Raw genomic sequence first — 18,402 nt, 5'->3', positions numbered from 1 at the left:
AGAAGTAAAAGAGGGAAATGCCCCAATATTTAAAATTTAATAGAAGTAAAGTTTTATGCCTAAACCAGTAATTTTGTGCGTTGACGATGAAGTTGTAGTCTTAAATAGTTTAAAAATTCAACTTAAAAAAGAATTTGGGGATGCTTACCTCTATGAAGTAGCAGAAAATGCAGATGAAGCTCTGGAAATTATGGAGGAAATTCAAAAAGAAGATGAAAGTGATATTTTAGTCATAGTATCTGACTGGTTAATGCCAGGGATTAAAGGAGATGATTTTTTGATTATGGTTCACCAAAAATATCCTAAAATTGTGAAAGTTATGCTGACCGGGCAAGCAGACGAAGTAGCAATAGCACGGGTGAAAGAGCAAGCAAACTTGCACCGTTGTTTGTACAAGCCGTGGGAACGCAAAGAATTAGTAGAAACTATAAAATCTGGTTGGACAAAAATATGAACAATAAACCTGTGATTATTTGTGTTGATGACGAACCGATAATTCTTGAAAGTTTGAAAATTGAGTTAAAAAAAACCTTGGGGGAAGAGCACTTATTAGAAACCGCTGAAGGCGGTGAAGATGCTTTAGAGTTAATCGAGGAATTACTGGCAGAGGGCTGTGAAATCGTAGCAGTGATTTCAGACTATCTGATGCCGAATATCAAAGGGGACGAATTACTGAAGCAGATTCACAGAATCTCGCCAAAAACTATCAAAATTATGCTGACAGGGCAAGCAGACCTAGAAGCAGTGGCGAATACTATTAAATATGCTAAATTGTACCGATACATATCGAAACCTTGGCAGTCAGAAGATTTGAAGTTGACGGTAAAAGAAGCGATTAATAGCTATTTTATGGAGAAGCAATTAGCACAACAAAATGCTCAACTCCAAAAGCTAAATCAAGAATTGGAAACTTTAGTCGAGGAGCGGACTGCACAACTGCGCTTGTCTGAGGAAAAGTTTGCTAAAGCTTTTCGTTCTTCTCCCAACCCGATTACTATTACCCGACTTAATGACGGTCGTTATTTAGAAATTAATGAGGCTTTTTGCCAGACAATCGGTTATTCGGCCGCAGAAATTCTCGACCGCACGGCGCTTGATTTGAATCTTTGGCAAAAGATACAAGCCCGCGCTGAGTTGTTTAAAATGTTAGACGAAAAAAAAATTGTTCTCAACTATGAATTTGATTTTCGCACTAAAACAGGGGGACTCAGAACCGGGCTGCTGTCAGCAGAGATCATTGACATTCATGGCGAAACCTGCGTGATTTCTGTGATTCAAGATATTAGCGATCGCAAATTAGCCGAAGAAAAACTCCGAGCTCTAGCGGCTTCTTTAGCAGCAGCGCAAAGAATCGCCCGTGTTGGTAATTGGGAATGCGATTTCTCTGCCAACACAACTACTTGGTCGGAAGAGTTATCTCGGATTTTTGGAATTGAGCCAACCCAGGCTGCGCCAACACTAACTGAGTTTTCGCAATACGTGCATCCGGACGATCGACAAAAGTGGCAAACAACGATCGACGCTGCTATTGCTAATGGGCAATCCTACAGTTTGGAATATCGAATCCTGCGGCTGGCACCGACAATGGGTGCGGATAATTGCCAGTCACAAATAAGTGAAGCCGGCTTCATCCGCTACATCGAAGCCAGAGGAGAAGCAGTTGTCAATCAAGAAGGTAAAGTGACAAAACTATTCACAACTTTGATGGACATTACCCCCCGCAAGCGGGCAGAAATAGCCCTAGCAGAGAGCGAAGAAAAATACCGTCATTTAGTTGAAACTTCCCAAGATATTATCTGGTCTTGCGATGCTGAAGGACACCTTACTTTTGTGAATCAAGCAGTTAAACAAATCTACGGTTACGAGCCTGAAGAAATGCTAGGGTGTTCTTTTAGCGATTTCTTGGCTCCAGGAGAAATAGACTGGAAATGGGAACTTCAGCAGCGCTTGCTGACGGGCAAAACTGTGTTTCAGTACGAAAACATAGTATTAGGAAAAGACGGCCGAAAGATTGATGTAAATACCAAGGCGATCGCCCGCAGGGACGCTGAAGGAAACATCATCGGCACAACAGGCACTGCTAGCGATATTACCGAACGCAAACAAGCTGAAATAGTCCTGCAAAAAGCCAAAGAAGAAGCCGACAGAGCGAACAGGGCAAAAAGCGAATTTCTCTCGAATATGAGCCACGAATTGCGAACTCCCCTCAACGCAATTCTCGGTTTCAGTCAACTGCTAGCCCGCGACCCAGACCTCGATGCCGACCAACAGCAATACTTAGGAATTATTACCCAGAGCGGGGAACATTTGCTTGTTCTGATTAACAATATTCTGCAAATGTCAAAAATTGAAGTCGGGCTGGTGACACTTAATAACAGTACCTTTGACTTGCATAAAATGCTAAAAAATACTGAAAATATGCTGAAATTGCAAGCCGATAAAAAAGGGTTGCAGTTAATTTTTGATTGCCCACCAAATCTACCTCAATATATAGAAGCTGACGAAAGCAAGTTGCGACAAGTATTGATAAATCTAGTCGGTAATGCTATTAAATTTACTGCGGAAGGTGGTGTTAATTTGAGACTTAAACATGAGCTGCTAAAAAATAAAAAAATCCCAGAAATTTCGCCAAGTGAGAATTGCTCTTTGCTATTTGAAGTGGAAGACACTGGTTCAGGAATTTCTGCAGATGAAATGGACAATTTGTTTAAACCTTTCGCGCAAACAGAAAGCGGTAAAAAAGCTCAAGAAGGAACCGGTTTGGGCTTGCCAATCAGCAAGCAGTTCGTTAAGTTAATGGGAGGGAAGATGACGGTAACAAGCACCCTCGGTCGCGGCAGCATTTTTAGATTTGATGTTAAAGTTTCGCTCCCTAATGCAGTGGAAATTCAGGTGGCTCAAACAGCTCGCCGAGTGGTGGGTCTGGAACCCGGACAGCCAGAATACCGGATTTTAGCTGTTGACGATCGCCTGGAAAGCCGCTTGCTGTTGGTCAGAATGCTGACATCCCTTGGGTTTGCGGTGCAGGAAGCTGAAAATGGCGTTCAAGCTGTGGAAATGTGGTCGAGTTGGGAACCTCATTTGATTTGGATGGATATGCGGATGCCGGTGATGGACGGTTACGAAGCTACTAAACAGATTAAAGCGCATTTGAAAGGTCAAGCAACGGTGATTATTGCTCTGACTGCAAGTGCTTTTGATGAGGAGCGATCGCTGATTTTGTCTGCTGGTTGCGATGATTTTGTAGCGAAGCCTTTTCGGGAGCAAGTGATTCTGGAAAAGATGGCTAAGTATCTGGGAGTCCGCTATGTTTATGATCGAGAAGCTTCGCTAAGTTCTGATGCTGCGGTGTCCGCCGAGGTTTCCACGGCAACTGAAACGGCTGATTTGGGTTTTACGCTGAATACTTCATTTTTGCGAGCTATGCCTGCTGAATGGGTTGATGAATTGTATTCTGCGGCGGATGCGGTTGATAACGAGGAGATTTTTCGGCTGTTGTTGTCGATTCCTCCTATTAATGCTAGTTTCCGCAGCGCGATCGCCGATTTGGCGAATAACTTCCGGTGCGATCGGATTATCGATTTGATTGACGAGTTTAGAAATTGTTGAAGGATGAAAGAAGAAGGGATAATAGGGGCAGGTTCAGGATTATTGATCGTGTAGGTCGATCGCCTATTTGTAAACTCGCTTGCGGGCGATAGACTAATTTACCTGTAGCCAAGCTCCACACCCTGCTAATCATCCGTCATTCCCAATTCTTTAATCTCACATATCAAATCTAAAATCTCAACTACGATAAGTTATGTAAATATCAAAGCAGTTGATTGAAGAGGGAGTGCTATAGTGACTATTTAACAAGTTTTCCTAATTTCAACACTTCTTAAATTAACAAAAAATAGCCAGCAATGACCAACAATCAAATAGAAGAAAATAAAGGCAACATATTAATTGTTGACGATACTCCAGAAAATTTACAAGTTTTATCAGCAACGCTGTGCGATCGGGGCTACAAAGTCCGCGGCGTAATTAACGGCAAAATGGCAATCAGGGCCGCGCGCTCTGGTTGTCCCGATTTGATTTTGCTCGACATCAAAATGCCGGATATGGACGGCTACGAAGTCTGCAGCCAGCTCAAGGAAGATCCGAAGACATCCGAAATTCCAGTTATTTTTATCAGCGCTTTAGATGAAGTATTGGACAAACTAACCGCCTTTCAAGTGGGAGGGGTTGATTATGTCACAAAACCGTTTCATGTAGCAGAAGTTTTAGCACGAATCGAACACCAACTGACTATTCAGAGACTGAAAAAACAATTGCTCGATCGCAATAAAGAACTGCAAGAAGAAATAATAGAACGCAAAAAAGCCGAAGAAGCAGCGGCCGCTGCATCGCTCGCAAAAAGTCAATTTGTTGCCAACATGAGCCACGAATTGCGGACTCCCCTGAACGCCATCCTTGGTTTTACCCAAGTCATGAGCCGCGACTCTTTGCTCAGCCACGAAAATCTCGAAAATCTCCGAATTATTAACCGCAGCGGTCAACATTTGCTGGAACTAATTAACGATGTTTTAGACTTGTCGAAAATAGAAGCAGGGATAATTGGCTTAGATCAACGCAGCTTTGACCTTTATCAACTCCTCGACACTCTCGAAGAAATGTTTCAAATTAAAGCTGAAACAAAAAAAATGCAACTGAGATTTTCCGTCGAGGCTAATGTTCCCCAATATATAAAAACTGACGAAAAAAAGCTGCGCGTTTGCTTAATTAACCTGCTGGCAAATGCCATGAAATTTACTAACGACGGGGGCCGTATTTGGCTGCGCGTGAGCGTGGAAAACAACCAGCAACAGCCGGCAGAATCGGAAAGTCATCTTAACTATACTTTCGTCGATCCATTGTTAATTTTGTTTGAAGTTGAAGACACGGGAATTGGCATAGCAGCAGCAGAAATTGATACTTTATTTGATGCTTTTGTGCAAACACAAGCGGGGAGAAAAGCGGCTGATGGTACGGGATTGGGTTTGACAATTACTAAAAAATACGTGCAGATAATGGGTGGGGATATTTGGGTAAAAAGTGTTTTAGGTGAGGGAACCAGTTTTAAATTTAATATCCGAGTATTTGCCGCTATTTCGTCGGAAATAACCGTGGCGACATTCCAGCGCGCGATCGGACTAGAAGCAGATCAACCGGTTTATCGGATTTTAGCAGTTGACGACAATCAAGAAAATCGGCTGCTGCTGGTTAAAATGTTGCAACCAATTGGTTTTGAAGTCCGAGAAGCGGAAAATGGCTACCAAGCGGTTGAAATTTGGGAAAGTTGGCAGCCTCATTTAATTTGGCTGGATACGCGAATGCCAGTAATGGACGGTTTTGAAACTGTCAGACAAATTAGAGCTAAAGAGAAACAAACTCAGCGACGAACTGTAATTATTGCTCTGACTGCTAGCACTTTTGAGGAAAGAAAAGGCGAAATTATCGCCGCAGGTTGCGACGATTTTGTGCGGAAACCTTTTCAAGAACAAATCCTTTTTGATAAGATGGCTTGCTACTTGGGAGTGCGCTATCTTTATCAAGAGTTGCCCCGGCTCCCAGTCGGGGCTTTACGGCGTTATTGTGTGAACGAAAAACCCGATTCATTTTTCGGAGGGCTGCTGGCTCAAATGCCTCAAAGCTGGGTGAAGGAACTCCATGACGCAGCTAATGATGTTAATGAAGAGCTGGCGATTCAACTTGTCGATCGCATCTGGGAAAGTCATCCAACCTTAGCTGAGGCTTTAAAAGATTTGCTTGCCGATTACCGACTCGACAAGATAATGAATTTAACTCAATCGAGTTTAAAATAAATGGATAATAGCGAAATTAAAGTATTGGTGGTTGATGACCAACCAAGCAATCTGCGGTTCTTATCCAAACTGCTAACATCCCAGGGCTATCAAGTTTACCGAGCTATTAGCGGTCAACTGGCGTTGAATGTTGCGATCGCCCATTGCCCGGATTTAATTTTGCTCGACATTAGAATGCCAGAAATGAACGGTTATGAAGTTTGTCGGAGACTGAAAGCGACACCAGAAACTGAACAAATTCCGGTAATTTTTTTAAGCGTATTAGATGAAATGAATGATAAATTACAAGCTTTTCGAGTAGGAGGTTCCGACTATATTACTAAACCCTTTCAAGTTGAAGAAGTTTTAGCACGCATAGACAAGCAAGTCCGCTTGCAAAAGCTGCAACAGCAATTAAAAGAACAAAATTATCAACTGCAACAGTCACAGTCGCTGCTTGCTAGCATATTAAATAGTTCCTTAGACTGTGTGGTGGCTTATTCTGCTGTCCGCAACAGTGAGGGAAATATTGTAGATTTCCAGTGGCTCTTGATCAACCCGGCTGCCGAAAAATTTTATGGTCTGCTATTAAATGAGATCCTTGGCAAGAATTTGTTAGCCGAAATTTCCCAAGTTAGCAATAATGGGTTATTTGATTTGTATGTTTCTGTAGTAGAAACAGGAGAAACTGTAGACCAAGAATTTTATTACGAACAGGAGCAAGAGCCAATTGTTTGGCTGCACCTTGTGGCGGTCAAATTAAACGACGGTCTGGCAGTAACATTTCGCAATATTACCGATCGCAAACGAGCAGAAATTGCCCTACGAGACAGCGAAGAACGCTTCCGCGCGATATTCGAGCAAGCTGCGGTAGGCATAGCTAAAACCGCACTTTGTGGTAAATTTATGCGGGTAAATCCTGGCTTTTGTCAAATTGTCCGCTATGCACAATCCGAATTGTTACAGCAAAATTGGGAGGCAATTACTCACCCAGATGACAGAGAAGCCGATCGAGAATACCTGCGCTCGCTGTTATCCGGGAAGATTCAAACTTTTTCTGTGGAAAAGCGTTTGCTATGCAAAGATGAAGCTGTGCGCTGGGCAAATGTTACTGTTTCGGCAATGCGCGATGTCAAGGGGACGCTACAGTATTTGATTTGTGCGATCGAGGATATTTCCGAACGCAAGCTGGTACAAGAACTGCTGCAAACGAGTTTAGACACTCAAACCCGCTACGCTCAAGAATTAACTCGTTCTAATGCCGAACTAGAACAGTTTGCTTACGTGGCTTCTCACGATTTGCAAGCGCCTTTGAGCACGATTGCCGGCTACGCTCAACTATTAGAAAAACGCTTTCCCAACCAACTTGATGCCCAAGGGAATAAATTTATCCGCAATATTGTTACTTCTTGCGAGCGGATGCAGGCGCTGATTGATGACTTGCTGGAGTATTCGCGGGTCGGTCGCAGTCAGAAACCTTTTGAGATGATAGATTGCAATCGGGTTTTTGAGGATGTTTGTGCTAATTTGCATTTGGCCATCCGCGAGAATCAAGCTTCAGTTACTAGGGGAGATTTGCCAAAGGTAAAAGGTGACTGTTTTCAACTGCTGCAACTGTTTCAAAATTTAATTGGTAACGCCATTAAGTACCGCAGCAGTGAGGCGCCGGTGGTGCAGGTGGACGCTTCGCGTCAGGGGGATAGCTGGGTGTTTTCAGTGCAGGATAATGGTATTGGGATTGCCTCACAGTACCATCCGCGAATTTTTCAGATTTTTCAGCGCTTGCACACCCAAAAACAGTATTCGGGAACCGGTATCGGTTTAGCAATTTGTCAAAGAATTGTCGATCGGCATGGCGGCAATCTGTGGGTAGAATCAGCACCCAATCGAGGCTCAACTTTTTATTTTTCTATTCCTATACCAAAGTGAAGCTAGCAGTCCGCCTGAAGCAGCCAATCGATTTTAGAATTTAGATTTTAGATTTTAGAATTTAGATTTTAGAATTTAGATTTTAGATTTTAGAATTTAGATTTTAGAATTTAGATTTTAGAATTTAGATTTTAGATTTTAGAATTTAGAATTTAGATTTTAGAATTTAGATTTTAGAATTTAGAATTTAGATTTTAGATTTTAGATTTTAAGAAAGCGACCCCACGGATGAATCCGGGGGCTTGTGAGCAAATTGCTTGATTGTCACCCGTCCTTTACTTAAGCTTTAAATATCTTTATCTGTTCTTTACAAAAATGCTTATAAAGTGTAGCATATTCACTGATGACATCGAGCTATAAATCTATCAATATAAATCTATTAGCTCTATCCTTACACAACTTATAAATCAGCGGTGCGCGCAAGACTTGTTAATTTTTTTCAAGTGTATCCAGAGCATCTTGCTTTGGGATGCAATAGTTTCCCTAGTAGTTCGCCCAGAAGGATTTGTGATGTGTTGGCAGTTTGCAGGTTCTCAGAAAGACTGCCAAGTGAAACAAGCATGATTCGCAAACCTTTGCAAATAGAGAAAAACGGTAAATTACTGCAACACAATTTCAGTGTTCTCAGCCAGATTTACCGGATGATGGTAAGAGATTCTTTGCAGGTACTCAGACACGGCTCAAAGTCCCGCAACCTCACAAAAGACGTTCGTAGTGAGACAAAGCCGTGAATTATCAAAAGAAAAAATTTACTCTTTTAATAGCAAACGATGACGAGGACACGCGCTTTTTGGTAAAGGAAGCACTGCGAGAAGTTTCATTAGCAATTACGAGCGAATTTGTGGAAAATGGAGAACAAGTGCTAGACTACTTGTACCGTCGCGGTCAATATCTTGGTAGCAGCAATTTGCATCAGCCCGACTTGATACTTTTGGATCTGAATATGCCGAGGCTGGACGGGCGAGAAACACTAACTTTGATCAGAGCTGACCCCCATTTGCAACAAATTCCGGTTGTAATGCTCACAACTTCCCACCGCAGAGGAGATGTCTTACTTTGCTACCGATTGGGAGCCAATTCTTTCATATCCAAACCAGTAACTTTTGAAGGATTGCTGGAAGTCATGAAGACTTTATGTGAGTATTGGTTTGAGATCGTTTCACTCCCATCAGATATGTAAGCTTTAATGGAGCGCTAAATGTCTAGTTAGAGTGTATAGTGAATTTGATAAGCTGAAATATTTGCCGATCGCAAGTATCGCTCTCAAAACAAAAAAGTTGCCTTCGACTCGCTCCGAACGCTATAGTTGTGTTAACACGTAACCAATGTCTGAAAATTTTGTTGGTTGAGGATGACCTCGGAGATCCGACAATGATCGAAGACCTTCTAGGGTCATTCAGCGAGTCTCTCTTTCTTCTCCAAACTGTTAAGTCTTTGGAGATAGGAGTTGGGCGTCTGGAAGTAGAGAAGTTTGACGCTGTACTATTAGATTTGTCACTGTCAGACAGCTTAAAGGGAAGCGAGGCGATCGCAGTTTTGAAAGGGCGATGGCCCACATTGCCAATTGTGGTGCTGACAGATATCAACGATGAAAATATTGCCCGGTCAGTATTGCGCTGGGGCGCTCAAGATTGTTTGGTAAAGGGAAGATTTCACCGAACTCTGCTGGTGCGGGCAATCCATTACGCGATCGAACGCCAGCAAATCGAAGAACAATTGCGGCAGCAGGCTCTGCGACAGCGGCTGTTGGGCAAAATGATCGAACATATTCGATCGTCAATAGATCCGGCAAGCATTCTCCAAAGTACCGTTGCAGAAGTGCGCCAATTTCTCCAAACAGACCGCGTTTTAATTTATCGCTGTCAAGATTGGGTGTCTCAATTGGACGGGGAAGAGCAAAAAGGTGCGATCGTCGCAGGTGACGGTTTGCCAGAAGGTTATATTGAAAACCAAAATATTAGTGCTGCTTTGGCGGTGTCATGCTTTGTTTTAGTCGAATCCCAGTCGGTACAAGCAATAGCAGATGTCAACACTGCCCCCTTGGCTGGCAGTTGCAAAGAATTGTTGACAGATTGTGAAATTGCAGCAGTTATCAGCGTGCCAATTTGGCAATCAGGCGATTGGGAAACGGCAAAAGAAACACAAGAAGCTACTGTTTGGGAAGTCGAGAACAATCAAGATGCAGCGGAAAATTATATCTGGCACCAGGCGAGTGGCAAACCGCAGGCGCAGGGTAAAAATTTGCCGGATTCGATCGCAGAAAATAGCAATAGTTTGTGGGGAATGCTGACAGCATACAATTGCAGCGGTGTCCGGGAATGGCAGCAGTGGGAAATAGATTTTTTACAGCACTTGGCAAATCAAGTGGCGATCGCGATCGAACAATCTCAACTCTACCGCAAGCTAGCAATAGCCAATCAAAAATTGCAGCAACTGGCAACTACTGACGGACTGACTGGCATTGCCAATCGTCGCCAGTTCGATCGCGTTTTGAGCTTAGAGTGGCGCAGATTGGGAAGAGAGGAACTGCCGCTGTCTTTAATTATGTTTGACATCGACTTTTTTAAACTTTACAACGAGTTTTATGGGCACCTCGGCGGGGACGATTGTTTGCGCCAAGTGGCGGGGGCGATCGCCAGCGCCACCAACCGGGCTGGGGATTTGACTGCCCGCTACGGTGGCGAAGAATTTGCGCTAGTGCTGCCCAACACTAGCGCCGAAGGGGCAAACGCTGTCGCCCAGAAAATTTGCGACGGCATCGCCAGCTTGAAACTGCCCCACGCGCGATCGTCGATCGGCCCCTACGTTACCCTCAGTTGCGGCATTGCGACAGCGATTCCTTCTGCCCAGGAATCTCCCAATGCCCTAATTCGCAGCGCTGACAGCGCCCTTTTTCAAGCCAAAACCGAAGGCAAAAATCGCATTTGTCACGCCAGCAGTAACTCGGAATCTTCCCCGATTTTTATGTAAAAGTTGAAGGTAATTTGTAATATCGTGTTTTATTTTTCACTCACAACTCATAACTCATATTGTTGACCTTTGCATCAGAATAATAATTTTCTGAGTGCACTGTCAGCGGGATGCGATCGAGTGACCCGGAGCAAGGATAATGCTCGCTTGCAGGGTATAATTCCGATGTTACGGTATTTGATATTACTGAGATGTTGCAGCCTTCTCAATTACTTGTTTATGAACAGGCTTTCCGGCCTTTCCCAGAAGAAAATTCACTCTTTGATATTACTGAGATGTTGCACCATTCTCAATTACTTGTTTAGGAACAGGCTTTCCGGCTTTTCCCACAAGAAAATTCACTCTTTGTGGAACAGGCCGGAAAGCCTGTTCTTGAAAATGGTGCAATATGTGAGATATTACCCATTTCGGCTCCCCAATTTCCAATTACCAATTGCTAATTTATTGCGCCAAACTTGAATTTCTACCTGTTATATCGTTTCCGGTTGCATCGGAATAATAAAATCGAGTCAACAGTTAACACTCAACCATTCAGTTTTTCGACCCGCCCGTCAACAGTCAACAGTCAACAGTCAACAATCATTCCGGTGCAACCGGAATTGATATTAAATTCGGCCGCACTGGAATTTCAATCAAAAACTCCGCTCCCTCTCCCGGTGTCGAAATACAGCTCAATCTGCCGCCGTGGCGATCGACGATAATCGAGTGAGAAATGGACAGTCCCAAACCCGTGCCCTTGCCCACAGGTTTAGTCGTGAAAAAGGGGTCAAACAGCCTCGATCGCACGGACTCCGGTATCCCTCGCCCGTTGTCCGCAATCGATACTGCTACGAAGCCCGCACCAGCCTGATAACTGCGAATAGCGATCGTGCTGGGATGTCGATCGCACTCCTCGATCGAACGCTGCTTGTCCCGTTCTTCCAAAGCATCGATCGCATTAATTAAAATATTCATAAATACCTGATTCAACTCGCCCGGAAAACATTCAATTGGCGGCAATAGTTGGTAATCTTTAAATATCTGAATTTCTCCATAACTGCTGTGAGATTTTAACCGATTTTGCAAAATCATCAAAGTGCTATCAATTCCCTCGTGAATGTTAACCGACTTCCCAGCGGACTCGTCCAATCGGGAAAAATTACGCAACGATTTCACAATCTCGACAATTCGCTCGGTTCCTACTTGCATCGAATTAAACAATTTTGGGAAATCCTCAGCAATATAATCCAAGTCTATTTCATCAATTTTCTCCAAGACTTGGGCTGGAGGATGAGGACAGTAATGCTGGTAAACTTTAATCAATTCCAGCAAATCTAAAGTGTAATTGCGAGCCGGACTGAGATTGCCGTGAATAAAGCTAACAGGGTTATTAATTTCGTGAGCAACACCAGCAACTAACTGACCCAAACTCACCATTTTTTCATTTTGAACGAGCTGAGCTTGAGTCGTTCGGAGTTTGTTAATAGCTGCTTCTAACTCTAGCGCTTTTGAACGTTCTCGCGCTTCCGATTCCTGCAAAGCTGACTCGGCTTGTTTGCGATCGGCAATTTCACTTTGTGCTTGCTCAAACAGCATTGATTGCTGGATCGCGATCGCCAACTGCACGCTAATTTGTTTGAGACACTCGACCTCAATTTCCAGCCAGTGGCGGGGGCCCGCGCACTCGTGGGCAATCAATAGCCCCCACAATTTCTCGCCTTGCAAAATCGGCACTACTAAATTAGCTCGCACCTGAAATTGAGTTAATAAATTAATGTAGCACTCGGAAAGATCAGCTTGGTAAATATCATCCACAGCTACAGTACGACCGTGTTCATAAGCAGAAGCATAGCGGTCTTCAAAGCAGGAATCGTCAATAGTTATTCCCTGAATAGCCAGCCAAGTTTTGCCCACAGACTCGACTGTTACAAAACCGCTCCAATCGGGATTAAACTGATAAATAACTGTCCGGTCTGTTTGCAAAAATTGCCGTACTTCAGCAACAGTTTTTGTCAAAATTTCTTCTAAATTGAGAGAAGAGCGAATGCGTTCCAGCATTTTTACCACCAGGCGTTCTCGCTTTAATTGCTGGCGCAAGATAGCCTCGGCAAGTTTGCGAGCGCTAATATCTTCAATCACAGCAATTACATAGCTAGGTTCCCCAAACCCATCCCGCACTAAAGATACCGTCATATTAGTCCAAACAAATGAACCGTCTTTGCGAATAAAGCGTTTTTCAATCGAATAATTAAAAATTTCCCCAGCTAACAGTCTGTCGCGCGACTCAACATCTGCTGCTACATCTTCGGGGTGAGAAATCTCCCCAACATTTCGCGATTTTAGCTCTAATTCTGAGTAGCCGACAATATTGCAAAACCCTTGATTTGCATTCAAAAATTGACCGTCGCGCCACACTTTGACAATGCCAATCGCCGCTTGTTCAAATACAGCGCGAAATCGCTGTTCGCTTTCTTGTAAAGCAATTTCTGCTTTTTTGCGATGGCTAATGTCCATTGCCGTGCCAAACAGCCTCACCACTTGACCCAACTCATTTTTAACAGATTGTCCTTTAGCGTTAACGTGCCTGATTTCTCCTGATGGAAAATAGATGCGGTGGTCGATATCGTAAGCTGTCCCTTCAGTCACTGCCTTTTGGACAACTTCTGCAAACCTTTCTTTGTCATCGGCATGAATTTGCTCGAAAAGTTCTTCCATTGTTGGCGGCTGATTCAATTCTCGACCGTAAACTCGAAACAGTTCTTCCGACCAAGTAATAACTCCTGCCTCCCTATCGAATTCCCAATTGCCGATGCGGGCTATTTTTTGCGCTGCTTGCAACTGTTCGGCCAGTTGTTGCAAAGATGCGATCAACTGCGTTTTTTCGGCTTCTGCTGCAACGCGAGCACTGATATCTTTGTGAGTGCCTGTTATCCGCAGCGGCATACCCCATTCGTCGTACTCGACTACCTTGCCCATCGCCAGAATCCACTGCCAATTGCCCGCTTTGTTGAGCATCCGAAATTCAAATTCATAGATATCAGTCTCACCTTCTATATAGGAATTTAAACATTCCATTACCTTCACTCGGTCTTCTGGATGCAACAAACTTTCCCAACATTTGAGGTTATTTTCAATTTCGGTTTCTGCATAGCCTAGCATTGATTTCCAATAAAAGTCGAAATAAGTTTCGCCAGTAGCTATATTCCAATCCCACAGCCCCAAAGAGCTGCCGGAAACCGCCAACTGTAATCGCTCTTGACTGAGTTTTAATGCCGATTCGGTGCGTTTTATTTCTGTGAGGTCGGCAATGATAGCTATCATTCCTATCGGTTGCATAGCGCTATCTTTAATGCAGTTAGCTCGCAAAAAAGTTTCTATAATATCGCCCTTTTTACTCTTAATTTCAATTTCACTTTCCCAGGAAAAACCTTTCCGTAGCACCTTAAATAACTTTCTCAAATCTTGAGATTTGGGGTACATTACTGCTGGGCCGCCGGCATTATTTAGTTCCTCAACTGTATAGCCGTAGCGCTGAATAAATGCTTGATTATGATAAACGGAATAACCGTCCAAATCTGCGATCGCGATCGCATCACTAGCGCTGTCTACAGCTTGAGTTACCAGACACAGAGTCAGTTCGGCTTGTTTGCGATCGGTAATATCAAAAATCGCTCTGTCGAGCCACAAAACCAGCCCTTCCAGATTGTAAGTTGGCCTACCTCTTTCCGACATCCACCGCACCGCCCCGTCATCGCGAACAATCCGGTATTCTAGATTGTACGGCTGTTTCGACTCTACTGCTGCGCTGATTTGTCGATCGACCATTTCCTTGTCTGCCTCGTGGACAATGCTCGCAAAACTCAAGGGGTTGTTGCGAATAAAATCCCCAGCAGGATACCCACTAATTACCTCAATTTCATCGCTAATAAATAGCATCGTCCACTCAGCATCGTACAAGCTGCGGCAGATAGCGCCTGGGATATTCTCAACGAGCGATCGAAATCTGGCTTCGCTCTCCCGCAAAGCTGCTTCAGCCTGTTTTAAATCAGTAATGTCCAGCACCATGCCTTCCCAAACTATATCCCCTTCCTGTCCTATTTCCGTCGGACGATCAACTCGTTCCGGTCTCGAAACCCCTTGCATCCACTTAAGTTTTCCCGACGGTACAATCGCCCGCCATTCCTGCTGCCAGGGCTGCATATCTGCTGCAGAAACAGCAATAGATTCTTCAAATTTTTGACGATCATCTGGATGAATAAAATCAAAAAGTAGTTGAGGATTCTGCTGAATATTTTCTGGTTCCAATTCAAATAAATAGCGACTGCCAGAAGAAATATAAGGAAAACTTTTATGACCGTCGGTTGAAAGACGAAATTGATAAATTATTCCCGGTAAATTGGCTGCAAGTTGCCGAAGTCTAGCTTCGCTTTCTTGCTGCGCTAATTGTTTGCGCCTATCCTCAGTGATATCTCGAATTATCCCCACGAGATTTTTACTGCCGTCGGTATTTTCAAAGACATTTTTTTTAGTAGACAGAATGTGCTTTGTACCGTTGGCGTCCGTAAATATTTCCTCACTCTCGTTTTCTTTCCCCGTCCTAAACACTTGTTGGTCAGTATGCCAAAAAATTTCAGCTTCTTGTTTTGGGAAAAAGTCATAATCAGATTTGCCCAGCAGTTCCTCGCGCTGCTTACCTATCAGCTTGCAAAAAGCATCATTTAACAGTATCCAGCGGTGCTGTTCATCCTTGACAAAAAGTGGATCGGCAACTGCATCGATTGTATAATTTAAAAACTTTTTACTAGCTTCTAGTTCGGAAAGTGCTAAAATCTTATCTGTAATATCATTGATAGTTCCTGTCGTCCCCTGCGCCTCGCCGTTCCCGCCAAACATAAAAAATTCTTGCACTTCCACCCACCGAATTTCCCCATTTTTGGTAACATATCGACTTTGGTAACAACAGGATATTTCTTGATTTTGTCTTTGACATCTAAACGAATTTAAATATTGGTATTGATCCTCAGAATAAATGTAACTCAAACAGGAAGTTCCTAAGCTTTCATCAACGGTAAATCCGGTAATTTCTGTCCAAGCCGGATTGAGAAAAGTCCAATTGCCAGCAGTATTTGTTTCAAAAACGACTTCTTTGATATTGCCAACAACCTGCTGGTATTTTTCTTGACTTTTTTGCCATTCTGCTTGCCGTTTCTGGCGGGCGATCGCGCACCTAAGCGTCCGCACCAGCAGCCGGCTGTCTACCTGTCTTTTCACCAGATAATCTTGGGCGCCGGCGGCAATTAACTCCACAGCCAGTTCTTCGTCATCGGCCGCTGTCAGAATGACGATCGGAGTATTGATACCGCAACCTTGAATTCGGAAAAAAGTATTAAATTTTGGGCTGTCAGGAAGTGAAAGATCTAATAAAATTACATCAAAAATTTTGTCGCTTAAAATTTCTATCGCTTGCCGGAGGCGAACTACATTGGTGACATCAATTGATTGTCTTAGTTGGGGATCAGACAGCAGTTCTTGAATGAATTCTGCATCTTCTGCACAATCTTCTACTAAAAGAATTTTTAAACCAGGCGTTAAAGTTGACTCAAAAACAGATGTCATACCATTTTATATTTTATATTTTTGATTTGAGATTTGGAATGACTGATGACTATCGCAGTTGGGTTATTGCGTACAGTAGCATTTTTTTACTGCTATCCTTTTGCTATTTTTTAGTAATTATAAAATCTCAGCAACGGATGCAGCTACCTAGCTCATGATTGGGGAACTTGAAGCACACGCTTTAGAGTGCGCTGTGTGCTTGCCGACCCCCCAGATTTATTTGTAGAATTGAGTTGTTCGCTGCAAGTTTTCCGCCTGGCCCCAAACCTAGTGGGCCAAAATTATCATAGTCTTACAAATATTGCAACTTTACTCTATTTTAATTTACAACCTTTGGCAGGGGAATAGCAAGAGGCAAGTCAAAAGAGCGCGGAGTAATCAGGATTGGCATTGCTGATAGCCTTTGAAATTTTAGATTTTAAATTGCCGCTTAAAGCTTGCCTAAAGTTAAATTATTTATTTGTGAAATGGTATTACTACTAAGCTACGAGAATTACCGTTGATTTACAAAATACGCTCTGAGATTGTGTCCGGTTAATTGCCCGCCATTAGCGCTTGTATTGAGCAATGCAAGTCCTCTCTTGATCGAGTAACCAAGACTTGCATTCCTTGCTACAAATTTAATTACAAACTTAATTATGGTTGTCTAACCGGACATAATTTAACTCAGTTGAGTCGCTCAATTTGTCTGCGGTTTGGGCAGCACAACTGTAAATACGCTGCCTTGACCGACATTGCTGCTAATAGCAATCTCACCGTTAAAAGGCTTTAAAAGTTCAATACAAGTATAAAGTCCTAGACCTGTTCCTGTCGGTTCGCCTGCGGTTTTTTCCTCGCCTTTAGGCGGCTTGGATGTGTAAAAAGGGTCAAAAACTTTTGGCAAATCTTCAGATGATATGCCGCATCCCGTATCTGCAATATCCATGTATATGTTCGAGTCGTCTTGCCGAGTCACGATAGTTATTTCTCTGCTTTTCTTTTCCCACATAGCATCCATTGCATTATTGATTAAATTATAAAATACTTGAGAAAGATAGGAATAAATTAATGGAATACTGGCAATTTCTTCGTCATAAAAGTATTTTTTTCTAATTTTATTTTTAAAATACAGGTTGCCTTCCAATAGCTGAATTTCTCGCTGCACTAAATCGTTGATATTCACCGGGTGCAAATCTTGCTTTTGCTCGTTTCGGCTTTTCATCATCAGGGTATCCATGATCTGATTGATTTTTGTGACGGCTTGAAAAATATACTTAGTATAGTTAAACAGAGAGTCTTCTTGAATTTGTGTGGCTTTTGTTTCAATCAAATCGACGCTAGTCTGGATCACTTGCAGGGGACTTTTGAGGTTGTGAACCATGCCCTGAGTCAAACGTCCGATGATGGCTGTTTTTTCCTGGTTTATTAATTGCTTGGTTTTTTGTTCAACAAGTCTTTCAAGGTTTTGGTTGAGGTGGGCAAGTTCGAGGTTTTTTTCTTCGAGTTTTTTTTGCAAGCTGCGGATTGTCAAGTGGGTTTGAATCCGGCTCAAAACTTCTTCGTGCTGAAAAGGCTTAGTGATGTAGTCAACTGCTCCTGTCTGAAAGCCTTTTACTTTATCAGGCGTATCGGAAAGGGCGCTCATAAATATGATGGGAATATCTTGCGTTGACGGGTCTGCTTTCAAACGTCGGCAAGTTTCAAAACCGTCAATTCCTGGCATCATGATATCCAAAAGAATCAAGTCGGGATGGATGTAGTCAATTTGCTCGATCGCACTTTCGCCGTCTAGAGCCACTAATACTTTAAACCCGTAATTCCTTAACAACTCGAAAAGCACGTCAAGATTTGTTTGGTTGTCATCGACAATTAGTATGATGCTTCTGTCGGAATTCTTATCGTTCATATTCAAGGGAAACATTCAAATTTTTGATTTTTGAGTTGTGGGTTGTGACGTTAAATCGGATTCAATGAATTTTTGGCGGCTCTAGAAACCCGGTTGCTTCCTAGATGCTTCTATTTGCAATAACCCTTTGAGGAGCCGGCTGCGAGTCCGGGCCGCCCAAGCAAATTAAGTTGTCGCTTCGCGGGAGGCCACAACACC

Annotated in this window: 9 protein-coding genes; 7 read left to right on the top strand and 2 right to left on the bottom strand. The window is 43.1% G+C overall.

What is annotated here, in order from left to right; genetic code table 11:
- Positions 1–55 precede the first annotated feature (55 nt).
- The 7 genes from Q5691_RS03665 (at position 56) to Q5691_RS03635 (ending at position 10,724) form a co-directional block, all read left to right on the top strand.
- A complete protein-coding gene (locus Q5691_RS03665) occupies positions 56–454 on the top strand; it encodes a response regulator (protein WP_333309728.1) in 399 nt (132 codons plus the stop codon).
- A complete protein-coding gene (locus tag Q5691_RS03660) occupies positions 451–3,609 on the top strand; it encodes a PAS domain S-box protein (RefSeq protein WP_333343924.1) in 3,159 nt (1,052 codons plus the stop codon). Before Q5691_RS03665 ends, Q5691_RS03660 begins: the two co-directional genes overlap by 4 nt.
- 296 nt (positions 3,610–3,905) lie before the next feature.
- Positions 3,906–5,846 carry a response regulator gene (locus Q5691_RS03655; protein WP_333343923.1) on the top strand — a complete coding sequence of 647 codons (1,941 nt, stop codon included), beginning with the start codon at positions 3,906–3,908 and terminating at the stop codon, positions 5,844–5,846.
- On the top strand, positions 5,847–7,754 hold the full coding sequence (locus Q5691_RS03650; protein WP_333209865.1) for a PAS domain S-box protein: 1,908 nt from the start codon (positions 5,847–5,849) through the stop codon (positions 7,752–7,754).
- Positions 7,755–8,314: 560 nt separating this feature from the next.
- Complete coding sequence (locus Q5691_RS03645; RefSeq protein WP_333209868.1) at positions 8,315–8,485, top strand: hypothetical protein; 171 nt, start codon at positions 8,315–8,317, stop codon at positions 8,483–8,485.
- Positions 8,482–8,934 carry a response regulator gene (locus Q5691_RS03640; protein WP_333209871.1) on the top strand — a complete coding sequence of 151 codons (453 nt, stop codon included), beginning with the start codon at positions 8,482–8,484 and terminating at the stop codon, positions 8,932–8,934. The genes Q5691_RS03645 and Q5691_RS03640 overlap by 4 nt, the downstream gene beginning before the upstream one ends.
- A gap of 128 nt (positions 8,935–9,062) precedes the next feature.
- Entirely contained in the window at positions 9,063–10,724 is a 1,662-nt protein-coding gene (locus Q5691_RS03635; RefSeq protein ID WP_333343922.1) for a diguanylate cyclase domain-containing protein, read from the top strand.
- Positions 10,725–11,303: 579 nt separating this feature from the next.
- Here the strand turns inward: Q5691_RS03635 and Q5691_RS03630 are convergent.
- Together Q5691_RS03630 and Q5691_RS03625 are read right to left on the bottom strand one after the other, a co-directional pair.
- Entirely contained in the window at positions 11,304–16,319 is a 5,016-nt protein-coding gene (locus Q5691_RS03630) for a PAS domain S-box protein (protein WP_333343921.1), read from the bottom strand.
- Between the two features lie 679 nt (positions 16,320–16,998).
- Entirely contained in the window at positions 16,999–18,204 is a 1,206-nt protein-coding gene (locus Q5691_RS03625) for a hybrid sensor histidine kinase/response regulator (protein ID WP_333270584.1), read from the bottom strand.
- Between the last annotated feature and the right edge of the window lie 198 nt (positions 18,205–18,402).

It is taken from the genome of Microcoleus sp. w1-18aA5 (assembly GCF_036701705.1).
Lineage (GTDB): Bacteria > Cyanobacteriota > Cyanobacteriia > Cyanobacteriales > Microcoleaceae > Microcoleus.
This window is presented reverse-complemented; position numbering and strand designations above follow the sequence as displayed.

Excerpts from the sequence above, each read along its gene's own strand:
- Q5691_RS03665 (WP_333309728.1), top strand. The coding sequence starts at position 56 with ATGCCTAAACCAGTAATTTTGTGCGTTGACGATGAAGTTGTAGTCTTA.
- Q5691_RS03660 (WP_333343924.1), top strand. The coding sequence starts at position 451 with ATGAACAATAAACCTGTGATTATTTGTGTTGATGACGAACCGATAATT.
- Q5691_RS03630 (WP_333343921.1), bottom strand. The coding sequence starts at position 16,319 with ATGACATCTGTTTTTGAGTCAACTTTAACGCCTGGTTTAAAAATTCTT.
- Q5691_RS03625 (WP_333270584.1), bottom strand. The coding sequence starts at position 18,204 with ATGAACGATAAGAATTCCGACAGAAGCATCATACTAATTGTCGATGAC.
- Q5691_RS03650 (WP_333209865.1), top strand. The coding sequence starts at position 5,847 with ATGGATAATAGCGAAATTAAAGTATTGGTGGTTGATGACCAACCAAGC.
- Q5691_RS03645 (WP_333209868.1), top strand. The coding sequence starts at position 8,315 with ATGATTCGCAAACCTTTGCAAATAGAGAAAAACGGTAAATTACTGCAA.
- Q5691_RS03655 (WP_333343923.1), top strand. The coding sequence starts at position 3,906 with ATGACCAACAATCAAATAGAAGAAAATAAAGGCAACATATTAATTGTT.